General features: G+C 61.6%; 19 protein-coding genes and 1 CRISPR repeat array. Of the genes, 7 read left to right on the top strand and 12 right to left on the bottom strand.

Annotated features, from left to right (window positions below; all coding sequences use genetic code 11):
• Window positions 1–419 precede the first annotated feature (419 nt).
• A complete protein-coding gene (locus tag E2N92_RS12435) occupies window positions 420–989 on the top strand; it encodes a YIP1 family protein (RefSeq protein ID WP_220681465.1) in 570 nt (189 codons plus the stop codon).
• Between the two features lie 1,201 nt (window positions 990–2,190).
• On the opposite strand, the gene E2N92_RS12430 is transcribed toward E2N92_RS12435, so the two are convergent.
• The 3 genes from E2N92_RS12430 to E2N92_RS12420 all read right to left on the bottom strand — a co-directional run bounded on the left by E2N92_RS12430 (window position 2,191) and on the right by E2N92_RS12420 (window position 5,519).
• Window positions 2,191–3,600: an amino acid permease gene (locus E2N92_RS12430; protein ID WP_220681464.1), complete on the bottom strand. Its 1,410-nt coding sequence runs from the start codon at window positions 3,598–3,600 to the stop codon at window positions 2,191–2,193.
• Between the two features lie 297 nt (window positions 3,601–3,897).
• Window positions 3,898–4,830, bottom strand: a complete 933-nt coding sequence (locus E2N92_RS12425; RefSeq protein WP_220681463.1) for a hypothetical protein — start codon at window positions 4,828–4,830, stop codon at window positions 3,898–3,900.
• 185 nt (window positions 4,831–5,015) lie between these two features.
• Window positions 5,016–5,519, bottom strand: a complete 504-nt coding sequence (locus E2N92_RS12420; protein WP_220681462.1) for a hypothetical protein — start codon at window positions 5,517–5,519, stop codon at window positions 5,016–5,018.
• A 110-nt stretch (window positions 5,520–5,629) separates the two neighbouring features.
• Here E2N92_RS12420 and E2N92_RS12415 point away from each other — a divergent pair, with 110 nt between their 5' ends.
• Entirely contained in the window at window positions 5,630–5,875 is a 246-nt protein-coding gene (locus tag E2N92_RS12415; RefSeq protein ID WP_220681461.1) for a hypothetical protein, read from the top strand.
• Window positions 5,876–5,928: 53 nt separating this feature from the next.
• Window positions 5,929–6,312 (top strand): VOC family protein, encoded by a 384-nt coding sequence (locus E2N92_RS12410; RefSeq protein ID WP_220681460.1) that lies wholly within the window; start codon window positions 5,929–5,931, stop codon window positions 6,310–6,312.
• Between the two features lie 19 nt (window positions 6,313–6,331).
• Here E2N92_RS12410 and E2N92_RS12405 read toward each other — a convergent pair whose 3' ends face one another.
• A complete protein-coding gene (locus tag E2N92_RS12405) occupies window positions 6,332–7,786 on the bottom strand; it encodes a SulP family inorganic anion transporter (RefSeq protein WP_246589224.1) in 1,455 nt (484 codons plus the stop codon).
• Between the two features lie 149 nt (window positions 7,787–7,935).
• Here E2N92_RS12405 and E2N92_RS12400 point away from each other — a divergent pair, with 149 nt between their 5' ends.
• Window positions 7,936–8,358, top strand: a complete 423-nt coding sequence (locus tag E2N92_RS12400) for a universal stress protein (protein ID WP_220681459.1) — start codon at window positions 7,936–7,938, stop codon at window positions 8,356–8,358.
• Complete coding sequence (locus tag E2N92_RS12395; protein WP_220681458.1) at window positions 8,355–8,552, top strand: hypothetical protein; 198 nt, start codon at window positions 8,355–8,357, stop codon at window positions 8,550–8,552. Before E2N92_RS12400 ends, E2N92_RS12395 begins: the two co-directional genes overlap by 4 nt.
• Window positions 8,553–8,558: 6 nt before the next feature.
• Here E2N92_RS12395 and E2N92_RS12390 read toward each other — a convergent pair whose 3' ends face one another.
• Complete coding sequence (locus E2N92_RS12390; protein ID WP_220681457.1) at window positions 8,559–8,951, bottom strand: hypothetical protein; 393 nt, start codon at window positions 8,949–8,951, stop codon at window positions 8,559–8,561.
• A gap of 150 nt (window positions 8,952–9,101) precedes the next feature.
• Between E2N92_RS12390 and E2N92_RS12385 the strand changes: the two genes are divergently transcribed.
• Entirely contained in the window at window positions 9,102–10,259 is a 1,158-nt protein-coding gene (locus tag E2N92_RS12385; RefSeq protein WP_220681456.1) for an ORC1-type DNA replication protein, read from the top strand.
• A gap of 98 nt (window positions 10,260–10,357) precedes the next feature.
• Window positions 10,358–10,939: a 3'-5' exonuclease gene (locus tag E2N92_RS12380; protein WP_220681455.1), complete on the top strand. Its 582-nt coding sequence runs from the start codon at window positions 10,358–10,360 to the stop codon at window positions 10,937–10,939.
• A gap of 179 nt (window positions 10,940–11,118) precedes the next feature.
• Window positions 11,119–19,566: a CRISPR direct-repeat array (repeat unit 29 nt; unit sequence CGGTTCATCCCCACGCGTGTGGGGAACTC).
• A 130-nt stretch (window positions 19,567–19,696) separates the two neighbouring features.
• Here E2N92_RS12380 and cas2e read toward each other — a convergent pair.
• Genes cas2e through casA form a run of 7 tightly spaced genes read right to left on the bottom strand, consistent with a single transcriptional unit; the run spans window position 19,697 to window position 25,580 of the window.
• Window positions 19,697–19,978 carry a type I-E CRISPR-associated endoribonuclease Cas2e gene (gene cas2e, locus E2N92_RS12375; RefSeq protein ID WP_246589223.1) on the bottom strand — a complete coding sequence of 94 codons (282 nt, stop codon included), beginning with the start codon at window positions 19,976–19,978 and terminating at the stop codon, window positions 19,697–19,699.
• Entirely contained in the window at window positions 19,978–20,874 is an 897-nt protein-coding gene (cas1e, locus tag E2N92_RS12370; protein WP_220681453.1) for a type I-E CRISPR-associated endonuclease Cas1e, read from the bottom strand. The genes cas2e and cas1e overlap by 1 nt, the downstream gene beginning before the upstream one ends.
• A 12-nt stretch (window positions 20,875–20,886) precedes the next feature.
• Entirely contained in the window at window positions 20,887–21,573 is a 687-nt protein-coding gene (gene cas6e / locus E2N92_RS12365; RefSeq protein WP_220681452.1) for a type I-E CRISPR-associated protein Cas6/Cse3/CasE, read from the bottom strand.
• Window positions 21,570–22,322 (bottom strand): type I-E CRISPR-associated protein Cas5/CasD, encoded by a 753-nt coding sequence (gene cas5e / locus E2N92_RS12360; RefSeq protein ID WP_220681451.1) that lies wholly within the window; start codon window positions 22,320–22,322, stop codon window positions 21,570–21,572. Before cas5e ends, cas6e begins: the two co-directional genes overlap by 4 nt.
• Window positions 22,315–23,442, bottom strand: a complete 1,128-nt coding sequence (cas7e, locus tag E2N92_RS12355) for a type I-E CRISPR-associated protein Cas7/Cse4/CasC (protein ID WP_220681450.1) — start codon at window positions 23,440–23,442, stop codon at window positions 22,315–22,317. Before cas7e ends, cas5e begins: the two co-directional genes overlap by 8 nt.
• A 9-nt stretch (window positions 23,443–23,451) precedes the next feature.
• Window positions 23,452–23,964 (bottom strand): type I-E CRISPR-associated protein Cse2/CasB, encoded by a 513-nt coding sequence (gene casB / locus E2N92_RS12350; RefSeq protein ID WP_220681449.1) that lies wholly within the window; start codon window positions 23,962–23,964, stop codon window positions 23,452–23,454.
• A complete protein-coding gene (gene casA, locus E2N92_RS12345; RefSeq protein ID WP_281425779.1) occupies window positions 23,961–25,580 on the bottom strand; it encodes a type I-E CRISPR-associated protein Cse1/CasA in 1,620 nt (539 codons plus the stop codon). Before casA ends, casB begins: the two co-directional genes overlap by 4 nt.
• Window positions 25,581–25,635 lie beyond the last annotated feature (55 nt).

Raw genomic sequence — 25,635 nt, 5'->3', positions numbered from 1 at the left:
GTCAAGATATACCCTAAAAACATACAATCCCTGAAATATACGGTGAGACATGCCAGAAGATCAATCAGCGCGCCCCGACGCCCCCTCCGAACAGAATCCCCGTATGAGCGAGTTCGTCCTTCAGGCCCTCAAGAAAAAAGAGAACCGGAAAGAAGAACCGAACGACGATCACCCTGCAGACCAGGAATCCAACGGGGACGAGACCAGGGATTAACACAGCACCATTTTTCGTCCACGCCTCCGGACCCGCACACCCCTTTCTCCCAGGGGCCGAGTTCTCGCCGGCGAGCGGTCGAGCGATCGCACTCACCCTCTCGAGCCCGGCATCCGGCGCGGGGATGTGACGATCTCGGGAAGGGTTCCCCCGTACCGGAGGAGCATAGAGAAAAGGATATATTTCCCCTTACGATATTCCTATCATGCCTGCAGATCTTGTCGAGCGTATGAAAGGGTTCCTTACGGATCCGGTAGAGTCTTTCAAAGACGCAAAAGGTGACGACCTCGGCGAGGTGCTCAAGTACTTCGTCGTCATCCTCGCCATCAACGCCGTCCTGAGCGGACTGCTGGTGATGGCCGGGTTCAATCTCTACGGCGATCTCTCCGGCATGGGGATCGGGACCGGCGTCGTCGCCGGGATCAGCATGATCATCTGGGGGATCGTCGCCGGGCTCATCGGCCTCTTCGTCATCGGCCTGATCATCCACCTCTTCGTCGTCATCCTCGTCGGGGGGAACGGACTCGAGCAGACCATCAAGGCCGTGGCGTACGGCGCCACTCCCGCCATGCTCCTCGGCTGGATCCCGTTCATCGGGTTCCTTGCAGGGATCTGGTCCCTGGTCCTCTATGTCCTCGGGATCCGGGAACTCCACGAGACCACGACCGGGCGGGCCGCGGCCGCCGTCCTCCTGCCGTTGGTCGTCCTCTTCGTCCTGGGATTCATCCTCCTGGCGGCGGTCATCGCCTTCTTTACGCTCGCCCCGGTGAGCTGAGGGGGGCCACCTCCCCTCTCTGAGGGGGATGATCGAGACGAACGATAACCCTCCCGTCGCCGGGGTGGGCGGGCGGTTTGCCGCGGTGTTCCGGTTGTCGGCAGAGCCCCTTGCCGTGTACGGGTCCGACGAGGTGCCCGCCGACGCCGCCCCTCTTCCGGAGGTTCACCGTTGCAACACTCCCTACCCTGCTTATGAACATCAGTTTCTTTCAGGCCTCGGTCACCTTGTCCATGACTTGAATATCATCCCTGATTCGAATGGCATGTTTCTATGATGCCTTCTTCATCAGTCAGCGGATCGTTGACAAGGACTTTGAATTACAAGTATAAACTCCTAAATCTGAATTTATAATTCTCCTAAAGACATTCGTGTTTTTCTTATACCCATATTCATCCATCCCAAAATGGTGCAGAGCCGTACAGGGAGAATCTATAATATTCGTTACGCCTACCATATGGGTGGTGCGAGAATGACCGAAATGCCCAACGTTTTGTGGCTCGAAGAGATTTCAAAGGACGAAATCTTGTCCTTATTGTCATCCAAGGGTTATCTCGGCGAAATTACCTGCGAGGGGGTGACTGTACCGAAAGCACCGGGAGAATTCACCCCCAAAAAGTGTTGGAGTTTCCGCATCGATGAGGACATCGAAACGGAGTGCCCTAAAAAATTCATGCATCGAGATTTCCTAGATTATATCTTCTTTATTTTCGTTATCATAACAGCGTATCTCCTCGAACAGCAGGTATTATCGATACACAGTTTGATCTTAGCGGCGTTCATTCTCTATCTGATCAAAGATAGGTCCAAAAAACCACCATTCTCACTACCTCTATCGGATCTTTTCAATCACAGAACTCATAAAGCCACACACATATCGTAGTGAAACTGTCGTGCTCAGCCTGCCTACGTAGAGCGGGTGTCCTTATGCACCCCATTCCTTCCGTCTCCCCTCATCAATTCGCGCCGATTTCCGCCGTTCTTTCCACCCCCTCTCGTCCCCGCACCGGCGCCACCCCTTCTTGCAACCTCTCCCCTCCCCGCACACCCCATCCTGGGCCGGATACAGGGGCGGTTTCCATCGGCACACCTGAAAAATACCCGCAAAACAGCACCTTTGAAAACGCGGCCCATTCTGCCAGGATCCGCGGACCGAAAACCGGAAATCCGGGCCTGAACGGGCAGATCAGGGCGTGACCCCCTACAGCCGGTGCACCACCCGCCGTCCCACCTCCCACGCCTCCCGCACCAGCCTGATAAAATTTGCGAGATAGCGCTCTTTTGCGGCGACCCTGCGGAGAAACAGCGCCTCTTCCGATAAAAATTCCTCTTTGAGATGATGAATGTCGGTCTTCGGAGAAAAATAAAGATAGACCGGGACTCCTGCCGCGAGAACGACGGCCCCGACGATCAGATCGGCCGGGAGCGTCGAGACAAGAAGAAAAAGACAGATCCCGATCCCCGCGAGGGGCAGGACCGTCTGCCCGAGGAGCGGACTCGTCTCGTCCTTCAGCACGATAAGCGCAAAAGACGTGAGGAGAAACGAAAACGCGAGATTGAAGACTGAGAACGAGATCAACCCCGGGAGATCCGCATAACCGGAGAGCACGAACGCCACGACCCCTTCAACGATGAGGATGACATACGGCGTCCCATAGCGCGGGTGGAGCCGTGCAAAAATCGACGGGAAGAGCCCGTCGATAGCCATCGCATAGGCAAGCCGCGAACTCCCGAGCATCCCGGACTCGTCCGACCCCGAGACCGAGAACAGCGCCCCGACCGTCATGAGCACCGCCCCAAGAGAACCGAAGAGCACCGTCCCGGCAAGGACGAGCGGCGTCGTGCTCGCCGCCAGCTCACCCCCCGGGACGAGACCGTACAGCACGAAGTTCGTCATGACATAGAAGATCCCGACGATCGCCATCCCGCGCACGATCGCCCGCGGAATGCTCCGGGCAGGATCCTTCACCTCGTCAGCCGGGAACGTCCCCATCTCGAAACCCACATAGGCCCAGAAGACCAGGACCACCGCATATGCCGCGTGTTCCAGGCCGAAGGGCATGAACGGCCGGTAGTTGCCGAGAAAATGGGCCGGGTGCACGACCGCAAAGACGAGTCCCGCAACGACGAAGACGACGAGGGGAAGAAGTTTGATGATCGTGAGCAGGTCGTTGAGCCTGCCTGCCGCCCTGACTCCGAGGATATTGGCGACGGTGAGCGCCCCGATGAAGAGGCCCCGCACCGCCACCTCCGCCGCCGGACCGAGCGGGACGACCGATCCCAGATAGAGGGCGAAGGCGATGGCGAAGACGGGGAGGGCGAGCAGCTCTGCGATCCACAGACTCCACCCGGTGAGAAACCCGTAAAAATCGTCGAACGCCGCCGAGACATAGGCGAACGGCCCGCCTGCCCGCGGGACATAATAACTGCAGTACGCAAACACGACTGCGATCGTCGCGGCACAGATCCCCGCCACGACCCACACCACGATCGCGAACGGCCCGACAAGCCCTGCGGTGAGCGCCGACGCAATGTAGATATCGGCACCCACGATCGACCCGACGATGATGTTGGTCAGGTCGAACTCTGTCAGCGCCCGCCGCAGTCCCATCCCCGTCGCCCCCCGTGCAGATACAAGAGAGGGGAGATAATCGTTCCGCCGTCTCCGGGGTCGGGTCCACCGCGCAATGGCCCGCGCCTTCCCGGGGGGAGCGGGAACCGCTCGTCACCTGGTCCGGACCTGGCGGCAGTGCCCGGCGCAATCACGGTATGTCAGGATCCCCTGACTGAGAAGAGGGAGGGGAGATCCCCTCTCTCCCGATCACGCGAGGGCGGCGGATCGCGACGGCGTCGCGGCTCCCGCACGTTCATGCCCTCGAACAGACTCACGAAAAAAAGGGGACAGAGATCATACCGTCGCCAGCACCGACGCCATGAGCGTATCGTATGCCGCCTTCATCGTGTCGACGGAAACCTCATACGCATCAAAATCTTCCCCGGAGAGCATTTTGTCTGCCTCATACGCGGAGAAAAGAATATCGGCCGCCGACCGGCATTCTGTGACGGCGTCCATCATTGCCTGATACCGGTTCGCGACGGCAACGTTCTCACCGGCGCGAAGATAGGCCGTATCGTTGAACGCCTCCGCTTCTGCCATGAACCGGTCCATTCCTGCATAGAACTCCTCTTTCTCCTCGACGTTGCCGAGGGTGACATACTCAAGCGACTCCCCGACCGTTTCGAGCAGTTCTTCCTGCATCTTCAGGAGGCTGACGGCCGGATCGTTCCCTCCCCCGGGCAGCGTCGCATAGGACGCATCCGCATACTCATCAAAGGCCGACTTCATCAGATCGACGTCATCCTCAAACGCCTGAAGACCGGAAGCCGAGACATTTCCGTTCGTCTCATACTCCTCAATGACCGCAAGAGCAGAAACGATCAGCGCTGTACGCGAACTGTCCACCGCATCATACTCTTCCTTCAGGAGATGGTGATCAGATACTGCCCGGATCTCATCGTTCAGAACGCCTGCCTCGACCATAGAGAAGAGGAACTCCGTCTTATCGTCAGATTCTCCCGATAAAATATACTCGAACACCTCGTTTGTTCCTTCGAGCATCTTCACATGCATCTGGCCGAAGACCACCGCATCGCTCGCGGTGGCATTGAGCAAACCTTCGGAATTTCCGGCCGTACCAGTGGCCGAAGAGTCCGCAGAAGTACATCCTGCGACGGCAATCAGCACCGCAAGCAGGAAAGCCAGTGTCATGCCAATACGTATCTTTTGTATTACCGGATATTCATTCCGGGGCATTAATAAAGCCATTGATTTCTTCCGCACTCCGGATAGGCATTGATTTTCAGAGAGCCCATCGAACCCGATTGGATGCTCTCCCTCCTTCAGGTGCGAGCATGTATCGACCGCCTTCCCCCATGCCAGCCCCCCGCAGAGATACCTATCCAGAGCATTTCTACAAAGCCGAAAAACCGAATATCAGGAGGGGGTGATCCCTCCCGTGTTCACACTCACGCGAGGGCCGCAACCCCGTCGGCCCAGGTCTCGATCGCGTCGCTGATCGCGTCGTTCTCGTAGGACGAGATCCGCACCGAGGTGCGGGTGAAGGCGACGAAGTAAACCTCGCCGCCGGCGTCGTGGCACCGCAGGCGGCACGCGTAGGTCTCGCGGCCCGAGTCGGCGACGGCCGTCCCGCCGACCGCGGTCTCGAGCGCTTCGTTGCCGAGGAGTTCGGTCTTCGCGGCGTTGAACCCGGCAAGGTCCGGCGCACGGGCGGAGGCGGTGCCCAGGACGTCGCCGAACTCGTCCTCGTAGACGATGCGGGCCGTGTAGTTCTCCGCGGCCTTCTCGACGCCGTCGTGGGAGACGCCGGCGCCCTCCCAGGGGGTGCATCCCCAGGGGTTGTTCGTCAGGATGTCCTCGATGATGCCGTTGAACGCGGCAGCATCGGCGATCGGTGCGGTGAGTTTCCGCACCGACGTCTTGTTCGTGGTGGACAGGACAAAGTCTGCCATTGCTCTTTTCACTCCTGCCAGGACTCCCGGGATGTCACCGGCACACCTTCATATTACCATAAGTAATATTAATCTGTCTTAACCGCCATTCTCGGATCGAGGAGATCAGAATGGCCGCCGAGCGTGACCTGCACGAGATGATCGTCGAGACGAATAGGGACGTGAAATGGATCTGCCGGACGCTGGAGCGGATGGAGGCGCGGGACGCCGAGATGGAGACGCGGCTGCGGGCCGTCGAGACCTGGCAGAGCGAAAAGATCGGCGAGGAGAGGCGGGAGCGGCGGGCCGCCGCCTGGGCCGGCGGGGTGGTCGGCGGGATCGTGGCGGTGGTGGTGCGGGTGATGGGACGGGGGTGAGGCCCATACCTTTAAGCAGAGGAACACCCTCTCCCGACGTCGAGGTGAGCGTGATGTTGTCGAAGATGGGAGTCGCACCGACGCTACCGGTCGTGGATCTCGGCCGTGCACGCGCGTTCTACGAAAAGACGCTCGGACTGGAGGTCGTCGATACCGATGAAGATGGGGTCTTCTTCGATTGCGGGGAAGGGACCGTGCTGTACATCTACCGGCGCGGCCCGACGAAGGCCGACCACACCGTCGCGGCGTTCATGGTCGCCGACATCGAGGCCGAAGTGGAGGCCCTCAGGAACAAGGGGGTCGTCTTCGTGGAGTACGACCTGCCCGACCTGAAGACCGTGAACGGGATCGCCGGGAAACCCGGCGACGCGAGGACCGCCTGGTTCAGGGACACCGAGGGGAACATCCTCGGGCTGCACCAGATGGCCCCGTCCTGATCTCTTTTTTTCAATCGGTTCAGGAAAAGCCCCTATCCAGCGTCTCCTGGCTCTCCGGGTTGAGCCCGATGACGTACACCGATTTGCCCTGCTGCTGGTAGCGGTGGACGACGCGGGTGATCGCCTCGACCCCGGACTGGTCCCAGATATGCGAGTGCGAGAAGTCGATCCGCACCTCCGGCGGGTCGCCGGCATAGTCGAAGAGGTCCAGGAAGCCCGCCATCGTCCCGAAGAAGAGCTGGCCCTTCACGGTATAGACCTTCACCCCGTCCTCCCGCGTGGCGGCGGTCGCGGAGATGACCGAGATCTTCCACCCGAAGATCAGGGCGGCGAGGACGACGCCGGCGATGACGCCCTTCGCGAGGTCGTGGGTGGTGACGACGATGGCGATGGTGAGGAGCATCACCGCCGCGTCGCCCCGCGGGATCCTGGGGAGATCTCGAAGAGACTGCCACTCGAAGGTGCCGACCGCGACCATGACCATCACCCCGACCAGGGCGGCCATCGGGATCCGGGCGACGATGTCGCCGAAGACGATGATGAGCACCATCAGGAAGAGCCCGGCGACCAGCGTCGAGAGCCGGCCCGACCCGCCTGACTTGACGTTGATCACCGACTGCCCGATCATGGCGCACCCGGCCATCCCGCCGAAGAACCCGGCGACACAGTTGGCAAGCCCCTGCCCCTGCACCTCCCGGTCCTTGTCGCTCCCGGTGTCGGTCATCTCGTCGAGGATCGAGGCGGTGAGGAGGGACTCGATGATCCCGACGATGACGAGCGTCACCGAGTACGGCAGGATGATGAGGAGCGTCTCGAGGGTGAGCGGGACGGCCGGCAGGTGGAAGGCCGGGAGGGTCTGCGTGATCGCACCCATCCCGCCGACGGTGAGGACGTCGAGGTCCAGAGCGATGGCCGCGGCCGTCGCCGCGACGATGGCGACGAGCGCCGGCGGGACGGCCGTGGTGAGGCGGGGGAGGAGGACGATGGTGGCGACGGTCGCCGCCGCGATGACGTAGACCGCCGGAGGGGCGCCGATGAGGAAGGGCACCTGGGCCAGGAAGATGAGGATCGCAAGGGAGTTGACGAACCCGAGCACCACCGAGTACGGGATGAACCTGATGAACCGCCCGACCTTGAGGCGGCCGAGGGCGACCTGGATCGCGCCGGTGAGGACGGTCGCCGCGAGGAGATACTCGAGCCCGTAGTCGCGGACCAGGATGACCATCACCAGGGCCATCGACCCGGTGGCCGCGGAGATCATGCCCGGCCGCCCGCCGGCGAAGGCGATGACCACGGCGATGCAGAAGGAGGCGTACAGCCCGACCATCGGGTCGACGCCGGCGATGATCGAGAAGGCGATCGCCTCAGGGATGAGGGCCAGGGCGACGGTCATCCCGGCCAGGGTGTCGCCGCGGATGTTGGAGAGCCAGGCCTGCTTGAGCGCGGGCAGATTCGGGGTGATGGGTAGATTCACGGTCAGTCCTCGGGGTTTCGGGTGGCGGTCCGGGTGCAGGGCGGCCGGGCCGCAGGTGGCAATATATAAGGGCGCCGGCAGACTTCAAGGTTTCCGGGTCGGCACGGTTTTAAGCCCGGGCGTTGCTCTTTATGCCACACGAGGTTGTCATGTTTCATTCGGTTCTTCTTGCAGTGGACGGCTCGGAGAATGCCATACGGGCGGCCGAGAGTGCCGTTGGTCTGGTGGCGGCCCTGCCGGAGGCGTCGCTCGCGGTCGTGTACGTCGCCGCCCCGCCCGCACAGTCCAGGGTCGTGAAGGCGAACTTCGACGTCCACGCCCTCCTGGAGGAGGACGCCCGGACGGTCGCGGGCCCGGTCCTCTCCCTCATCGAGGGGGCGGGCGTCCCGTACACCCTGGAGGTCGGGATGGGCGACCCGACGAGCGAGATCCTCGCGGCCGCCGGGAAGGTCGGGGCCGACCTGATCGTCATCGGGAGCCGGGGGCTCGGCGCCCTCCAGGGCGTCGTCATGGGGAGCGTCAGCCAGAAGACGGCGCAGCTCGCGGCGTGTCCGGTGATGATCGTGAAGTGAGGGGCGGCAGGGGCGATCAACACCTTTGCCGGGCACGAGAGAGAGAGCCCGACCGCGTCTACTGCGTCAGCCTCGACGATGTGGCGAGAAACGACGAGAACGTCAACCCGCGCAATCGGCTCGCGGTCGGGATGACGCCGACCTGGACCGGGGCGGAGGAGAGGGCGATCTCGTATCAGCAGGAACGGGTGTAAACGGGGTTACCTGCTGGCCATGGAGTCATAGATCTCGTCGTAGTTCTCGTACCAGAAACTGCCGTACCCCATCGACCCGACCGTCTCGTCGTACCCTTCACCGTCGTCGTCATCGTATCCTTCGTCTTCCGGCCACTCGTCGTAGTCCCTCAGCCTTGCCAGCAGGCTTCTCCGCGACGGCGGCCCGCCTGTTCGTTTCGGATATTTCGGTATGGTCTTATCGTCCGCCGGAGTGGGGGCGGGAGTTTTCGGCACGGACGAGGAACAGAGAGCCCCTTCCAGGATCTTCCGGAGGTGGGGGCCGCCTCGTTCGGCCCATTCGGCGAGGGACTCGTCCGGGGCCTGGGCCGTGGACGTTCTCCCGAACTCTCCGGGCATGGGGTATGGATCGGATTTCATATGTGCTTTCATTCGTTTCATCAATATAATGCCTTTTTATTTTGATCCGGGATATTTTCCCGGGTGATTTTCTGCCGCGGTCCCCCGGCCCTTCACTTTCACCCCGCACGCACGGCCCACCTCTATATCCTCTGGCGGCCACCCCTCCGCATGAAACCCCTCACCGCCGACCAGACGCTCTTCCGCGACCCTGCGGTTTTTGAGTCCGCTCATCTCCCTGAGGTCTTCAACCACCGCGACACGCAGCTCGAGGCCCTCGCCTTCGCCCTCCGCCCGGCCTTCGCGGGCTACCGCCCGCAGCACGCCGTGCTCCGCGGGGTGCCTGGCACCGGCAAGACGACGGCGATCAGGCTGCTCTTCGCCGAGGTGGAGGAGACGACGACGCAGGTGGTGCCGGTGCTCGTCTCCTGCCAGGTCGAGAAGAGTCTGTTTGCGGTCGTCGCCGAGATCTTCCGGGTGCTCGTCGGCCATGCCCCGCCGACCTCCGGGGTCTCGATCAAGCGCTTGATGTCCGAGGTCGCCCATGTCCTCATGGCGCGGGAGGCGGCGGTCGTCGTCTGCCTGGACGACGCCCACTGGCTCCTTGCCGACGGCGGGCTCGACGCCGTCCTCGCCCCGCTGCTCAGGATGCACGAGGTCTGGCCGGCGGTCCGGGTCGGGGTGGTGCTCACCCTCTCTGCGCCCGAGGCCGACCTCGCCCGTGCCCTCGACCCGGGCACGCGGTCGGTCTTCCAGGCGGCGGAGGTCTTCTTCCCGCCGTACTCCGCCGGGGAGGTGCGGGCGATCCTCGGCGACCGGGTGCGGGCCGGGCTGTATCCGGGGGTGATGCCGCCCGCGGTCCTCGACCTCGTCGTCGAGCGGGCGGTCGCCACCGCCGATCTCCGCGTCGGCCTGGACCTCATCGGGCGGGCGGCGAGGGCGGCCGAGGAGGCCGGGCGGCGCACGGTGACCGCCGGCGACGTTCTCGCCGCCTTTGTGGTCTCGAAGAACCGCCACCTCGCCGTGACGATCGAAGGGCTGTCGGCATCGGAGCGGGCGGTGCTCGCGGCGGCCCTCGACGAGGGCCGGGCGGAGGACGGGGCGGCCGGCGCCGGGCAGGTGTACGGCCGGGTGTGCGAGGGGGCGGAGATGAGCTACACGGTGTTTCACGAGCGGCTGAAGAAGCTGGAGCGGCTGCGGCTGGTGGATGTGCAGATGGTGCGCCGGGGCCGGGGGAGGAGGAGGGAGATCGGGGTGAGGGAGGGGGTGGAGGAGGTGCTCTGCAGGACGACAGGCCGGCATGCCGGAGTCGCCGAAGATCAAAAGTGAAGAGACGCAACCTGGACCCGGCCGTTCATCACGGTTCTCGTCGCGACCACCCCGCCGCCGATCGATATATCACGCTCCACCCCGCATATCCATCCAAGATGCCCGACTCATCTCCCGGCACGGTCCTCGTCATCGACACCGAGACGACCGGCCGGATTTTGAACGGGAGAGCACCTCCCCGTCTCGTTGAACTGGCATGGGTGCTCTGCGACGGCCGCGGCACCCCACAGGCCGAATATACGACGACCATTTTTCCCGAAGGCTTCTCGATCCCGCGGGCGGCGGCCGAGATTCACGGCATCACGACCGCCGATGCACGGCGGGACGGCATCCCCCTCCGGCATGCACTGAGAGATCTTTCAGATGCAGCGGAATCGGCCGATTGGGTCGTCGCCCACAACCTTGCCTATGACCGGCGAGTCATCGCCGGAGAATGCGAACGGACCGGGCGTGCCGACCCGTTGGAACCGCTCCGCGGCTGGTGTACGATGAGGGGTTCGGCGAGGTACTGCGGCATCAGGCGGCAGGGCGGGTATAAATGGCCGACGCTTTCAGAACTCCATCTGGCCCTCTTCGGCTCTCCCTATGAAGGGGCGCACCGGGCGCTGGAGGATGCACGGGCGTGTTCCCGATGTTTTTTTGCACTGGTGGACGCGGGGGAATGGAAAAAGGGAGTGTGATCCCCACATGGTGGGGAAAAAATACTGTCACGCGGCCGGATCTGTAATTTCACTATGGTTCAACCCCGAAAGATCGGGGAACATCATCGGCCTACCAAAGAACAGACAATATCATATTGTTTATGGTATTTTATGATAGTTCTGATTGGAGAACGGTGTGTGGGGGAGTCAGCATCATCCGATTCGTTCCCACGCGTGTGGGGAACTCAGAGTTATGGCGACGTCGTGATCCCGCAGGGCCGGTTCATCCCCACGCGTGTGGGGAACTCTCGGCTCCATGCTTGTCGGCAGCCCATGCGACCGGTTCATCCCCACGCGTGTGGGGAACTCTGGTCTACTCCCCCGTCTGCACACTCTGCCAGCGGTTCATCCCCACGCGTGTGGGGAACTCTGCCATCTGCTCCTCGTTGCAGATCCGCAGACCGGTTCATCCCCACGCGTGTGGGGAACTCGATGACCGACGCGGACGGCAACCCGATCCTCAAGGTTCATCCCCACGCGTGTGGGGAACTCCCAGGGTCGAGGCGCGGCAGTGTCCCAACTGTCGGTTCATCCCCACGCGTGTGGGGAACTCAGATACCGGGGCAATCTGATATCCGTCGAAGGCGGTTCATCCCCACGCGTGTGGGGAACTCGGACGATGGCTTACATCGTCTGCCAGTCACAATGGTTCATCCCCACGCGTGTGGGGAACTCGGACGATGGCTTACATCGTCTGCCAGTCACAATGGTTCATCCCCACGCGTGTGGGGAACTCACCAGGGCGACCGGACCACGATAAGAAAGGATCGGTTCATCCCCACGCGTGTGGGGAACTCCACTCACTATATGTTCCATATATTATTCTATACGGTTCATCCCCACGCGTGTGGGGAACTCCGGTGGCTGAGGTCTGATTTCTCAGTCGCTATCGGTTCATCCCCACGCGTGTGGGGAACTCTGTATCCTTCAGAGGCGCAGGTTGCGCTCCTCAGGTTCATCCCCACGCGTGTGGGGAACTCGTCGTCATCCTGCCAAACCAGTTCGACGCGTTCGGTTCATCCCCACGCGTGTGGGGAACTCTTGCGGGCAGAACGGCAGTGTGCAGTGGCCGCCGGTTCATCCCCACGCGTGTGGGGAACTCGGACATCGTTCTCCATCACAGCACCGGCACCGCGGTTCATCCCCACGCGTGTGGGGAACTCCCGAACCGTTCCCGAACCTCGTGGTAGAGGATCGGTTCATCCCCACGCGTGTGGGGAACTCGCGATTCGCTGGAGACAGTGCAAATCCAGGATCGGTTCATCCCCACGCGTGTGGGGAACTCGTTATGTGGCTCATTCGCTACCTCCTATACTACGGTTCATCCCCACGCGTGTGGGGAACTCACATCGAGGTTTTTTTGTGGTGGTGCGGTCCTCGGTTCATCCCCACGCGTGTGGGGAACTCTGCTGTGTTTGGTGCTGGTGTCGAACTTATTCCGGTTCATCCCCACGCGTGTGGGGAACTCATTCGATTCCAGAGAATGCGATAGACCACTATCGGTTCATCCCCACGCGTGTGGGGAACTCCCTATGGGGTCGCAACCCGTGTACGACGTTTCCGGTTCATCCCCACGCGTGTGGGGAACTCTCGGACTCGAGGGTATAGGGCCCGGCCCCCGTCGGTTCATCCCCACGCGTGTGGGGAACTCTTTCTGACGCCGTCCTGGAGGGTGACGATGGTCGGTTCATCCCCACGCGTGTGGGGAACTCAGCGTCGGGTGGTCCTGCATCAGGGCGGCGTGCGGTTCATCCCCACGCGTGTGGGGAACTCGGGGACCTTGAGATCCTCAGGAGGTGCGACGCCGGTTCATCCCCACGCGTGTGGGGAACTCAGGTCGGGAACGATCTCGCCTTCGATGAGGACCCGGTTCATCCCCACGCGTGTGGGGAACTCCTGTCGCCGGTGCAATAGAAAAAGGCGAGGATCGGTTCATCCCCACGCGTGTGGGGAACTCGCCCCGAGCGAGGTGTCGCCCGGGTGCATCATCGGTTCATCCCCACGCGTGTGGGGAACTCCCGTTGACACGAAGGATAAGATACAGCCGTATCGGTTCATCCCCACGCGTGTGGGGAACTCGCGCCGGCCATGAAGTCGAGTACCGCGTCTCTCGGTTCATCCCCACGCGTGTGGGGAACTCCCACTGCCGGTATCCCTTCGCCCAGAGCACCGCGGTTCATCCCCACGCGTGTGGGGAACTCTTTTTTGCCAGTGTATCCGGCCCCGCTCACGTCGGTTCATCCCCACGCGTGTGGGGAACTCCACCACTCGCGGAAACAATCCAGACAGAGCACCGGTTCATCCCCACGCGTGTGGGGAACTCAGCCCTCCTCCGACGACTGAGCCCGCCCGAGGCGGTTCATCCCCACGCGTGTGGGGAACTCACGGTCGGGATTCCGGTGCCGGGAACGAACATCGGTTCATCCCCACGCGTGTGGGGAACTCCCGTTCAAACCTGTTTCTGACATTTTATGCCTCGGTTCATCCCCACGCGTGTGGGGAACTCTAGGTCTGGAAAAAGAGCGTGAAGTGAGCAGTCGGTTCATCCCCACGCGTGTGGGGAACTCAGATCCGGGAGAGTCAGACTGCCGCTCAGCGCCGGTTCATCCCCACGCGTGTGGGGAACTCATCGTCGTCTCGCCCCAGAAATACCGATCTCTCGGTTCATCCCCACGCGTGTGGGGAACTCGCGACCTCGCCGGCGTCCTCACTGAGGCAGGCCGGTTCATCCCCACGCGTGTGGGGAACTCAATGTGGGATACTGCCTCTCAGAGGCCGAATACGGTTCATCCCCACGCGTGTGGGGAACTCGGGCCGAGTGGGGTCCGGCGTTCCTCCAGGAGCGGTTCATCCCCACGCGTGTGGGGAACTCGCGTCGAGGGAGACGATCCGCCGCTTCGACCGCGGTTCATCCCCACGCGTGTGGGGAACTCTGTTTCTGTCACGTTTCTTCACCTTCTCTGTTCGGTTCATCCCCACGCGTGTGGGGAACTCCGCGTCGAGCACCTGGATTGCGGCGGCTGCGTCGGTTCATCCCCACGCGTGTGGGGAACTCCTAAAAATAAAGAGTATATCACGCTCGGAGGGCGGTTCATCCCCACGCGTGTGGGGAACTCCCCCTCCCGCCAACCCCCCATCCCTCCGCAGACGGTTCATCCCCACGCGTGTGGGGAACTCCTGGAGATCCGGTCGTGCGAGCGGCCCGGCCACGGTTCATCCCCACGCGTGTGGGGAACTCGGGGGTGATCTGAGATGGCAGACGCAGGCGTACGGTTCATCCCCACGCGTGTGGGGAACTCCGCCGGAAATAGGTGCCGGCCGCGCCCCGGATCGGTTCATCCCCACGCGTGTGGGGAACTCGAGGGGTTCGGGGAGATGATCGCGAGCCAGTTCGGTTCATCCCCACGCGTGTGGGGAACTCCGGCCCGGTGCAGCGCGACGACGGAGGACTACCGGTTCATCCCCACGCGTGTGGGGAACTCAGTAGGGATCTGCCACGTACGAGATCGAGCCGCGGTTCATCCCCACGCGTGTGGGGAACTCTCCCCTGAGGAGGCAGAGGAGATCGCCCTCGCCGGTTCATCCCCACGCGTGTGGGGAACTCGACCGCCAGGCAGACGGCCAGGCCACGGTGGACGGTTCATCCCCACGCGTGTGGGGAACTCAAATCATTTCTTTTCGACAATCTGTGCTTCCCCGGTTCATCCCCACGCGTGTGGGGAACTCACCCTCGACCCGCCGCCCGTCGGCAAACAGGACGGTTCATCCCCACGCGTGTGGGGAACTCGAGGAGTTTCGAGCCGAGAGACTCTGCCATCTCGGTTCATCCCCACGCGTGTGGGGAACTCCTGCTATGGGAAACGAAGACCTTCAGAAGCGCCGGTTCATCCCCACGCGTGTGGGGAACTCCGAAATAGGGTGGTGCGCTATGGTATGGAACACGGTTCATCCCCACGCGTGTGGGGAACTCGCAGTTCTTCAGCATCGTCGAGTTCGAGGCGTAGGTTCATCCCCACGCGTGTGGGGAACTCGTCCACTACTTTGGTCCGGTCACCGTCATCCTCGGTTCATCCCCACGCGTGTGGGGAACTCCATCCGACGCCTGAAGAGCAAGCAGCAGTCGCCGGTTCATCCCCACGCGTGTGGGGAACTCGCCGCGTCGGGCTTGCCGTCGAGGGTCGTCGCCGGTTCATCCCCACGCGTGTGGGGAACTCTGAGCACCTACTATGAGATCATCGAGGGGGATCGGTTCATCCCCACGCGTGTGGGGAACTCCCCGACGCGGCGCCGACACTGTGGCAGCGCCTCGGTTCATCCCCACGCGTGTGGGGAACTCGAAGCTCAGAACGTGGCGCCCTCGGGGGCGCTCGGTTCATCCCCACGCGTGTGGGGAACTCGGGGTGACCTCACATGCCTTTTTTTATTGAACCGGTTCATCCCCACGCGTGTGGGGAACTCTTTCCACCGCCCCCGCTAAAATCTCCCCATGACGGTTCATCCCCACGCGTGTGGGGAACTCTGCTCCGCCGCCCTGATCTCCCGGTCGCGTGCCGGTTCATCCCCACGCGTGTGGGGAACTCGTGCGCCACTCGTCGAGGTTTTGCACCGCCGCCGGTTCATCCCCACGCGTGTGGGGAACTCTGGGTTCGCTGAACTCTTCTGGACCGTCCGCGCGGTTCATCCCCACGCGTGTGGGGAACTCTGGGTTCGCTGAACTCTTCTGGACCGTCCGCGCGGTTCATCCCCACGCGTGTGGGGAACTCTCGATGCTTCCGGCGTTCTGGGCCTCGTGGCGCGGTTCATCCCCACGCGTGTGGGGAACTCCGCGGCCGCGGTCGAACGGGGCCTCCCAGTGCCGGTTCATCCCCACGCGTGTGGGGAACTCTATGTGCAGGCTCTACAGGCTCTCGGGAGAGTCGGTTCATCCCCACGCGTGTGGGGAACTCGGCGACCTCGTCGGCGGTGAGTCCGAGTGCGTCGGTTCATCCCCACGCGTGTGGGGAACTCGGTGTCTCTCCTCCGGAATCGACGAACGGGACCGGTTCATCCCCACGCGTGTGGGGAACTCCTTCTCCTCGACTTCCCAGGTTATCTCGCCCTCGGTTCATCCCCACGCGTGTGGGGAACTCTTCGGCCTGAGGTGAGCGATGCCCCGCAACCTCGGTTCATCCCCACGCGTGTGGGGAACTCGCGTGTGTTTTTCCTGGTTGTTCATCCGATCACGGTTCATCCCCACGCGTGTGGGGAACTCAGAAACTGGTTCTCAGACAGGTTGTTGCTATCCGGTTCATCCCCACGCGTGTGGGGAACTCTTGGGTTGCCCCTCCCAAATAACCTCATTCCTCGGTTCATCCCCACGCGTGTGGGGAACTCACAGGTAGCAGAGCCACGACAAGCCCCCCTTTCGGTTCATCCCCACGCGTGTGGGGAACTCTCACCGTATCCCACGCCTCAGTCCCCCCTGTGCGGTTCATCCCCACGCGTGTGGGGAACTCGCACCAGACGATCCAACCCTGGCGGCCCGGCTCGGTTCATCCCCACGCGTGTGGGGAACTCAGGTGCGTCGAGTTTTGCCCGGCCAGACGGGCCGGTTCATCCCCACGCGTGTGGGGAACTCCCAGTCCCGGCACTCTCCTGAAACTCGGCGATCGGTTCATCCCCACGCGTGTGGGGAACTCAGTGCAGCATGGGTCGAGATCGACGCGAAACTCGGTTCATCCCCACGCGTGTGGGGAACTCCTTCCGGACCGCACCCGGTTTTATCCCCACGTCGGTTCATCCCCACGCGTGTGGGGAACTCCTCCCATAGGGCCGAACCCGCGATGCTGCCGGCGGTTCATCCCCACGCGTGTGGGGAACTCTGTTCTTCTTCCAGGGGGACATGAGACGCCCGCGGTTCATCCCCACGCGTGTGGGGAACTCTCGTGGGTGACCTCCTGAGGGCGGTCGAACATCGGTTCATCCCCACGCGTGTGGGGAACTCCCCACCCCTATCGGCACCGAACAGGCCGTTGCCGGTTCATCCCCACGCGTGTGGGGAACTCCTGATACCAGAGTCCGATGGTGTGGCGTTTCGCGGTTCATCCCCACGCGTGTGGGGAACTCTTCTGTTTCGCACGGGCGGCGGATGAGCAGTTCGGTTCATCCCCACGCGTGTGGGGAACTCTTTCCGAGATCTACGCGGGATGCAAGGCAGATCGGTTCATCCCCACGCGTGTGGGGAACTCAGGGGCCGGGGCATAGAGCGCCTGGATGGCGCCGGTTCATCCCCACGCGTGTGGGGAACTCATCCGGCAAATCACCCAACTCGAAAAGGACGGCGGTTCATCCCCACGCGTGTGGGGAACTCATGGCGATGCGGTGGGGGGAGGACCTCGTATCAGGTTCATCCCCACGCGTGTGGGGAACTCGACCTCGGCCGAGGGGGCGTGGCGCGGGGGGTCGGTTCATCCCCACGCGTGTGGGGAACTCATGTGGACTGGCACTACGAGCATGACGGGTATCGGTTCATCCCCACGCGTGTGGGGAACTCGGCGAGATCTATCTCAACTTCTCGATGCTCGCCGGTTCATCCCCACGCGTGTGGGGAACTCCTCAGATCTCTCTCCCTGGTCTCTCTTGCAGGCGGTTCATCCCCACGCGTGTGGGGAACTCATGCAGGGGACGCAGTCGCCGCCCTCCACGATCGGTTCATCCCCACGCGTGTGGGGAACTCCTTTTCTCGAAGAAAAGGATACCAAATAGAGACGGTTCATCCCCACGCGTGTGGGGAACTCGTCGTGGAGATTCATTTTGGTCTGACCTCAATAGGTTCATCCCCACGCGTGTGGGGAACTCCAAAGAACAAGTGGAGTTGCTTTGGACCAATTCGGTTCATCCCCACGCGTGTGGGGAACTCAATTACAGTTTTCTTCTAATATTATCTACATACGGTTCATCCCCACGCGTGTGGGGAACTCGTCGTTACAATCATCGCATCGATACAATTTTTCGGTTCATCCCCACGCGTGTGGGGAACTCGCTGTACGAGACTCGGATGTTCGTGCCGTCGACGGTTCATCCCCACGCGTGTGGGGAACTCTAGAGGGAGAGGAACAGAAGGAGACGGTATACCGGTTCATCCCCACGCGTGTGGGGAACTCTGCATAGGACTGCACGATTATGGCCTACCACTCGGTTCATCCCCACGCGTGTGGGGAACTCTAACACTAACAGCACAATTCCATCCCCGAATACGGTTCATCCCCACGCGTGTGGGGAACTCTTTCCTCGCATAATCCCCCGCTCGTCCGTATCCGGTTCATCCCCACGCGTGTGGGGAACTCTGCCGCGCAAGAGGTTGCACATATGCACGCCTCGGTTCATCCCCACGCGTGTGGGGAACTCCGATCACGCGAATTCAGGCAGGCCCCGATCATCGGTTCATCCCCACGCGTGTGGGGAACTCCCGTAGGTGCTGGGGTCATGTATCCGATACGGCGGTTCATCCCCACGCGTGTGGGGAACTCCCCGCCGCCTTCACCGAGAGCGCGCCCATGGCCGGTTCATCCCCACGCGTGTGGGGAACTCTTTCATCGAAAATAGAATATTTGGGAAGAAGGCGGTTCATCCCCACGCGTGTGGGGAACTCACTATCTTTATTAATTGAACAAACTTGTTTGCCGGTTCATCCCCACGCGTGTGGGGAACTCAGGTTCGTCGTTTTGTCCTAACATGGTTTTTTCGGTTCATCCCCACGCGTGTGGGGAACTCCGAGGACCGGGACCTCGCGGATGCGGTGCTGGCGGTTCATCCCCACGCGTGTGGGGAACTCTCAATCGCCGTCCTGACCAGTATGATGAGTTGCGGTTCATCCCCACGCGTGTGGGGAACTCAATGAACAACTACTCCGAGAGGTGATCAACGCCGGTTCATCCCCACGCGTGTGGGGAACTCTACATCCGTTATTTGAAGAAGCATTATTTAAACGGTTCATCCCCACGCGTGTGGGGAACTCCGATTCCTTTTTCTCCTCCATAATTTCTGTTTCGGTTCATCCCCACGCGTGTGGGGAACTCTATGATGCGGTTGATTGTTTTTGACACCATTTCGGTTCATCCCCACGCGTGTGGGGAACTCTGTTCATAAATCTGGTGGTGGAACAGGTTTTACGGTTCATCCCCACGCGTGTGGGGAACTCACCTTCTCAGATGATACGGTGATGGTGTTAGGCGGTTCATCCCCACGCGTGTGGGGAACTCTCCCCGAACAGCCCTACGTGATCGCTATTGACCGGTTCATCCCCACGCGTGTGGGGAACTCGTAGCGACGATCATGAACGCCATCCTCAATGTCGGTTCATCCCCACGCGTGTGGGGAACTCGGCTCGATCTCGTCCGCAGCCTCGCCGACGAGCGGTTCATCCCCACGCGTGTGGGGAACTCATCGTGCAGTTCGGGGTATCTCTGGGCGGCGCCGGTTCATCCCCACGCGTGTGGGGAACTCATCCCTCAGTCACATAGATGCCCGCTCGAGATCGGTTCATCCCCACGCGTGTGGGGAACTCTCAAAGTCATTGCACCAGTGGGGCACCACGATCGGTTCATCCCCACGCGTGTGGGGAACTCTCTCTAACTTATCTCCCTCAGAAAGAAACTTCTTTCTATGTTTCACGGGGAGTTGCCCCGCACCCTCGTGATGCGAGCACTCCCAACCAATTGGCGCGAGTGAGGGTGGAAAAGAGACCGGTACCCATCATCATGAGATATCGGGCAGGAAGGAAATCAACTTTACGCCGTCCATCTCTTTCGGAATACGGCGGTTCTGCCCAATCGTCCTGAAATTATATCCGGCATCACCCTGATCGGCCCAGACCATCACCGCATTCCCCTCCTCGACCCCCATTGCCACCTGATCCCAGATCATCTCCCGCACCTTCACCGAATAATTGCCCACATAAACTCCAGAACGCACCTCGATCAGCCAGAGAGCCAGTCTCCCCCGGAGGCGGTGGGGGATGTTCTCAGTTGCAACCACCATCAGGGACCCCATATATCCTCCTCAGGAATAGCCGGGGGCAAACTCCCCTCAGGCGGTTCCGGCACATCCAACCCCCCTGCGTCGAGCACATCCTCAATAACCGGGATAATCCGGTTCAGGATACGGTTCTTCCTGAACGCATCCCTGCATGCCAATCTCACCTCCTGTTCAGGATCAGTCGGCCGGCGTGCGGCAACCCTGAACGCTTCCGGGGCGACCAGATCAAACTTGAAGAGATCGGCAATATCATACACAAAAGAGAGCGGCTTCCCCGTATGGATAAACCCGATCGCCGGGGAATACCCCGCCGCCAGCACCGCGGCCTCGCATATCCCGTACAGGCACGCCGTCGCCGAACTAAGGCAACGGTTCGGGACATCACCGCTCCCCCAGGACGATGCGTCATATCGCCTCCCCGTCCACCGCACCCCATATTTTTTGGCCAGGTTCTCGTACTGCCGCTTCACCCGCGCCCCCTCCATCCCGCGGAGCTGGTTCACCGTATAACCAGTCGGCACATCGTCTCCGAACCGGATCTCGTACATCCGTTCCACCACCCGCTGGCGGGCAGGGCCGTCAAGAGCCAGACGGGCCTGATAGAGCAGACGATCCGACCGTGCGCCGCCCGGCCGCCCCGAAGAATAGAGGCGCACACCCGCCTCCCCCACCCAGACGAGCAGACACCCCACCCGTGCCGCAAGCGTCACCGCCGCATGGGACACCCTCGTGCCGGGCTCAAGCATCAGGCAGGCCACCCCACCCACCGGAATCTGGGTACGGACGCCGTTCACATCCACGAGCACAAAGGCACCGTCGATCACGTCCAGTTCCCCCCTCTCAAGAAAAATAAGGGAAATTCGTTCTTTCAGGGGAATGGATTTTAAATGAGGGAGCATCGCGGTTCCCCCTCACACCGGCCTGATAAGCACCAGCCCGCACCCAAAACTCTTCGCCGGCCCGATCCCCCCATACAGGGCCTCTTCAAACCGGTCGGGATCGGTCACCGTCAGCACCCCGGTGAAGTCGATGGTACTGATCGATATCCAGTTTTTACCCCTCGGTTTCTTAAACCGGTGCTGCCGGTAGCCCTCGGCCCGGACCATCCCTTCATCCACCGCAAACCCCGCCGCCTCCCCCCTGGAAGCAAGCCAGGAAAAACCTTCCTTCTGGACAAGCACCGGTTGGGAAGGCATGGCGTCGGGCGAACACCCCGACTCTTTCAGCACCGTCTTTGCGTCCATCACCACATCGCAGCGCTTCTGTTTCCCCTCCTCATTCCGCTTCGCCCGGATCGGATTGGCCCGCAGGCTGAACCCCAGACGCTGCCCCGTCCTGAGCACCGGGCTGTACTCCTTCTGCTCGATCGCCCAGATCCCGTCGAGGTCCACCGGGTCTGCCGTGGAAACCGCATAGATCACCGGCGACGACTCCTGCATCTCAAGCCGGTAGATAAAGTCGCGATCTTTCCGCGCCCCGTCCGAGAAAATCCTCCAGACCATCCCGTGGACATCATACGGATTTCGCACACTCCGCCAGAAGGCCGGCGTCCTCTGGACATCATCCCTCAAACGGATGCGATAGATCGAGCGCGTCATCGCACGCCCTCCGGCACCTGCACCAGCGCCCCATGCTCCTTTCGTTCGGTAAACTGCCATTGCCGCCGGTCCAGCGACACATCACGTCTCGGGACGGTCTGCCTGCTCTCGATCTCAAAGCCCATATCGTCCTCTCCTTCCCAGAAGAGCATCCCTTTCCCTTTTCGAGAAATAGATCTCAAAAGGTTCTGGTCCTGAAAAGCCGCCGCGTCCATCGCCGCACGCAGATTATCTCCACCGATCACCTGTGGCTGCAACGGGATCGTCACCGGACATGACTTTCGCCCCAGATACGGCACAAATGCCGGACTCCTGAGCGCCTCCGCAAGGGCGGAGAGGGGGTAGGGCGGAGCATCATCCGCCGGCCACAGGCAGACCGTGTACAGAGCGTCGCAGAAATACTCCCGCGTCGAAAGGATGGTGTTCAAGGACTCGCGGGGAACACTCACCTCCTCACGGCGGGTCGCAAACGGCCAGGCCCGCTTCTTTGTCGTCTCGGATGGCACCTGGGTGGTGTGGTAGTCCCGGATCAGGTTTCCGGACGCATTGACCAGGACGGCCATCCGGTACCCCTCCTGCAACCGCCGCAGGAGCGCCGCCTCCTCACGGCGGATACCCAGGGCTGCCGCCACCAGCCCGAAGACCGCCGACCTCGACGGATGACTCTCGGCAGGCCGGTACTCCCCGACCGCCATCCCGCCCCAGGCCGCCATCGGGCCGAAGAGCCGGAACAGGAGATACTCAGGCATGGTCACCCGACACAAAGGTGAGGATCTCGTCGAGCGACCCGGTGCCGGTGGCGGCGTTCATCATCATGCACTCCCTTGCGCACTCCCCATAGACCTTCTCCATATTCTCCCGCGTCTTGTCGAGGGCGGCCACCGCCGCGGTCATGTAGTCCTCGCCGCCGACAGGCTTGAGGAAGGCCACCGAGAGCGACCTGGGCTGCTGACTCCCTCGCTCGGCAAGGATGTAGGATGCATAGGCCCGTGAGGCAAAACTGTTCTGCTTCCCCTTCGGTCCGACCTTCGCCGCCGACTCGATGAGAGAACAGATGGCCCGGTCAGCCAGCGCCTCGTCGCCGTCCAGGTTCTCCACCAGAAGGTCGCGGTTGATGCAGAGATAGGCATAATAGAGCCCGGCCGCGAACTCGGCCTGACCTACATGCCCGGCCCCGACATCCTCGACGCCGCGGTTGAGGTCGTCGACGGCGGTGAAATAATCGTCCTCGACCGCCACCCTGTGGACCGTGATCGCATGGGCCACCTGGACCGCCGCCTCGCAGTTGAACGACGGCGACGAGGCCAGCATCCTACCGAACATAGCGATGTCCGCCGCAGAGTTCTCCGCCCGGAGAAGTTCAAGATCATCCCCGGCCGGGTCGTCTCCGCTCTCGGCACAGCGTGCGAGCAGACTGTCGATGGCGGCGATCTCGTCCGGGCTGAAATGAACCATCTGTTCGACACAGAGCGACTCTTTCTTATCCTTCTCGTCCTTGACGGATTTGACCGTCTTCAACTTGCCAAAGACCCCAGCGATCGCCTGGCCCCATGCAACCGCCTTCTTCTCGTCCACCGGAGACCGCACCGCTTCTGTGTCTGTTCCTTCCACGACGTCGGCCAGTGCCTTTCCACTCTTCAGGGCAAGGTAGACGTTCCAGCCCATCTCCTTGGTGCGGACACCGAGGTGACCGCCGAGCGCCTCCTTAAAAGTCTCCGACGTGCGCCACGCCCGCTTCAGGCTCTGCGACGATACCCGCAGCCGGCAGGCCCCGCCCATCATTGCGGTCTTCGGCCTGCCCAGGTCGTCACGGTTCAGGTTCGACGGCGGGTACGATACAAGCATATGCAGTTGGATAAATTCAGCCATTTTTTCACCTCATTCTTTGTTCGTCTGGATGTTCGTGTAATACGCCTCTGCCCACGCCCGTTTTGTCCGGGGGTTCCAGCGGTACAGCCCCCACACGAGGCTCGGGATGTTCGCCTTGCGGTCGACCATCAGGATCAGCCGCTTCATCATCGAGAAGAGTTCGGCATAGTCGTCGTCTTCCACACGGAGGAGACGGCGGAACCTGGCCTCACTGACGCGGGCCGTCGTCCCGCCGTCCCTGGGGCGGGCGAACTGCTCGGCAATTTTGATGTTCTCGGCGTTGGTCTCGACATGTGCAAGGGTTCCCGCAATCACGGCGAGTTTCTCCCGGTCCCAGGTCGGCAGTGCCGCCTTCAGTCGGTAATAGGCCGGGACAAAAGCCACCTCTGCCGGGGTCCGGCAGCGCCGCAGTTCAGCCCGGTCCCCGCGGTGGACTTTGATCTCCTCCCACCACCCGAAGATCGCATCCATCGGGTCATCCTTCTGGTTCATTTCATGCACTACGTTTTTGGTCATCGTCATCTCTCACCTTTTCCGGATTTTTTCTGATCAGGGAGACTGAGCGCCTTCCAGACCTTTTTATTCGACTTCGAGGCAGGACTGTTCAGCAGTCCCCACGCCTTCACCGCTCTCTGGGCATTGATCTCGTCGATGGAATCGATCTGGGAATACTCCCCAAAGAGGGTCTTCGCCTCGGTCTGAAGATCTTTAAGCCACTCCCACCGGACCCCGAGAGTATCCTCGCCCGCGGCGAGAGCACGGGCTACCGTGTCGAGGCCGTCATAGAACCTCCCCTCAGTCGCCTGGAGAAACCGGGCGTTGATGACCGAGAGGTCGCCCTTTACATCGGCAGGATTGTCATAGAGGGCAACCTTCACGCACCACTGGACATTCTTCGCCATCTCCGAAGCGGCCCTGATCATCCCGGACGCCGTTTCCTCAAACTCCTCTTTCCAGGCGTCATCGATCGTGAGCAACGGCAGGGTGCCTTCATACCAGCACCTGGGCTTTTTGTTATCCATATCGTAGCCATAGGCCCATATGGATGGTTTTCGCCCAATCAATTCCTGAACACTTGACTTTTCAGCCCTTTCTTTGATGAGCGTGGTCACCTTTGAGATGTGTTTCCCCTCGTCCCGGTCGTCGATGACCACACCGAGCCAGCTCTGATAGGTAATCCCGCCGGGCTGAGGGTGGACGGGCAGGAGTTCGGTGCTGTTTTTGCCGTTCCGGTAGTATGGACTGAGTGGATGGACCCACCCGGCGTACTTCACCCCATAGGGTTTTGTCCAGAAGGTTGTGATGCAACGGTCGGTCTCGGCGCCGCAGAGATCGCAGGTTCCAGATGATGCACCCTCCAGGTCAAGCAAGATCCTGCGCGGCAGTCCCCAGAAGACCTGGCAAGGGTGTACATCCTCCGGCGTTGTCATCTCCCCGCCGGCGCTTGTCCGCACCTCCCCCATCCAGGGGAAGAGGCGTGCGTCGTCTGCAGCCGGGGGGTCGTCCACCGGGTGAGAGTAATTCTCCATGTCGACGACATTCGCCCAGACCGTCTGCCAGAGTGTTTCCCCGAGAACCAGCGTGGTCATCGGACCACCGCCACGGACCGAGGTCATGTGGCCGCGGCCCCCACCCGGCGCATTGGTCTGGAGGGTGAAGAGGGCGAGGGCGGCACAACGAGGACAGAGTCCGTCAACAGTTCCGCGTTTTTGGAACCAGTCGGTATTATCTTTGATCTTCTCCTTCTCCGGCATCCCGATGAGAAGGCTGTCGATCTGCCAGATCTTCTTATCCTCGATCCCCCTCTCCTGCATGAACTGCGGACCGTCCCCTCCGATGACAAAGGCTCCGGCAAGAGGGGAGAATGCTACCTTGAGTTCGTCGGGAGAGGGTGGAACGGTCAGACATTTTCTCCAGTCGCGCTGATTTTCCGGCGGGAGTGCGGTCTGGCAGAGACCGATCAAGAACTGGACCAGCGCCCCATTGAAGTCAGGGCGCGGGGACGCCACCGATCGAATGGGGTTTGTCCCATGCTGGGAGGTGATCTGCCAGGGTGTGATCATGTCCTGACTCCCGTCCTGACGGATGACCGGGATCCATGGATCCTCGATCAAGTTCAGGGAGGGTATGAGAGACACCTCTCTATAATTTCACTACAATTTTTTTCCATTGGTTCACCTATGAGAACACGCC

The sequence above is a fragment of the Methanofollis formosanus genome (genome assembly GCF_019633745.1).
GTDB classification, from domain to species: Archaea; Halobacteriota; Methanomicrobia; order Methanomicrobiales; family Methanofollaceae; genus Methanofollis; species Methanofollis formosanus.
The sequence above is the reverse complement of the archived record's forward strand: the minus strand, read 5'-3'. Positions and strand labels throughout refer to the sequence as shown.

Bases quoted from the DNA above. Each gene is read 5' to 3' on its own strand.
- E2N92_RS12435 (WP_220681465.1), top strand. From the start codon at position 420: ATGCCTGCAGATCTTGTCGAGCGTATGAAAGGGTTCCTTACGGATCCG.
- E2N92_RS12430 (WP_220681464.1), bottom strand. From the start codon at position 3,600: ATGGGACTGCGGCGGGCGCTGACAGAGTTCGACCTGACCAACATCATC.
- E2N92_RS12420 (WP_220681462.1), bottom strand. From the start codon at position 5,519: ATGGCAGACTTTGTCCTGTCCACCACGAACAAGACGTCGGTGCGGAAA.
- E2N92_RS12415 (WP_220681461.1), top strand. From the start codon at position 5,630: ATGGCCGCCGAGCGTGACCTGCACGAGATGATCGTCGAGACGAATAGG.
- E2N92_RS12410 (WP_220681460.1), top strand. From the start codon at position 5,929: ATGTTGTCGAAGATGGGAGTCGCACCGACGCTACCGGTCGTGGATCTC.
- E2N92_RS12400 (WP_220681459.1), top strand. From the start codon at position 7,936: ATGTTTCATTCGGTTCTTCTTGCAGTGGACGGCTCGGAGAATGCCATA.
- E2N92_RS12390 (WP_220681457.1), bottom strand. From the start codon at position 8,951: ATGAAATCCGATCCATACCCCATGCCCGGAGAGTTCGGGAGAACGTCC.
- E2N92_RS12385 (WP_220681456.1), top strand. From the start codon at position 9,102: ATGAAACCCCTCACCGCCGACCAGACGCTCTTCCGCGACCCTGCGGTT.
- E2N92_RS12380 (WP_220681455.1), top strand. From the start codon at position 10,358: ATGCCCGACTCATCTCCCGGCACGGTCCTCGTCATCGACACCGAGACG.
- cas2e (WP_246589223.1), bottom strand. From the start codon at position 19,978: ATGGTGGTTGCAACTGAGAACATCCCCCACCGCCTCCGGGGGAGACTG.
- cas1e (WP_220681453.1), bottom strand. From the start codon at position 20,874: ATGCTCCCTCATTTAAAATCCATTCCCCTGAAAGAACGAATTTCCCTT.
- cas6e (WP_220681452.1), bottom strand. From the start codon at position 21,573: ATGACGCGCTCGATCTATCGCATCCGTTTGAGGGATGATGTCCAGAGG.
- cas5e (WP_220681451.1), bottom strand. From the start codon at position 22,322: ATGCCTGAGTATCTCCTGTTCCGGCTCTTCGGCCCGATGGCGGCCTGG.
- cas7e (WP_220681450.1), bottom strand. From the start codon at position 23,442: ATGGCTGAATTTATCCAACTGCATATGCTTGTATCGTACCCGCCGTCG.
- casB (WP_220681449.1), bottom strand. From the start codon at position 23,964: ATGACGATGACCAAAAACGTAGTGCATGAAATGAACCAGAAGGATGAC.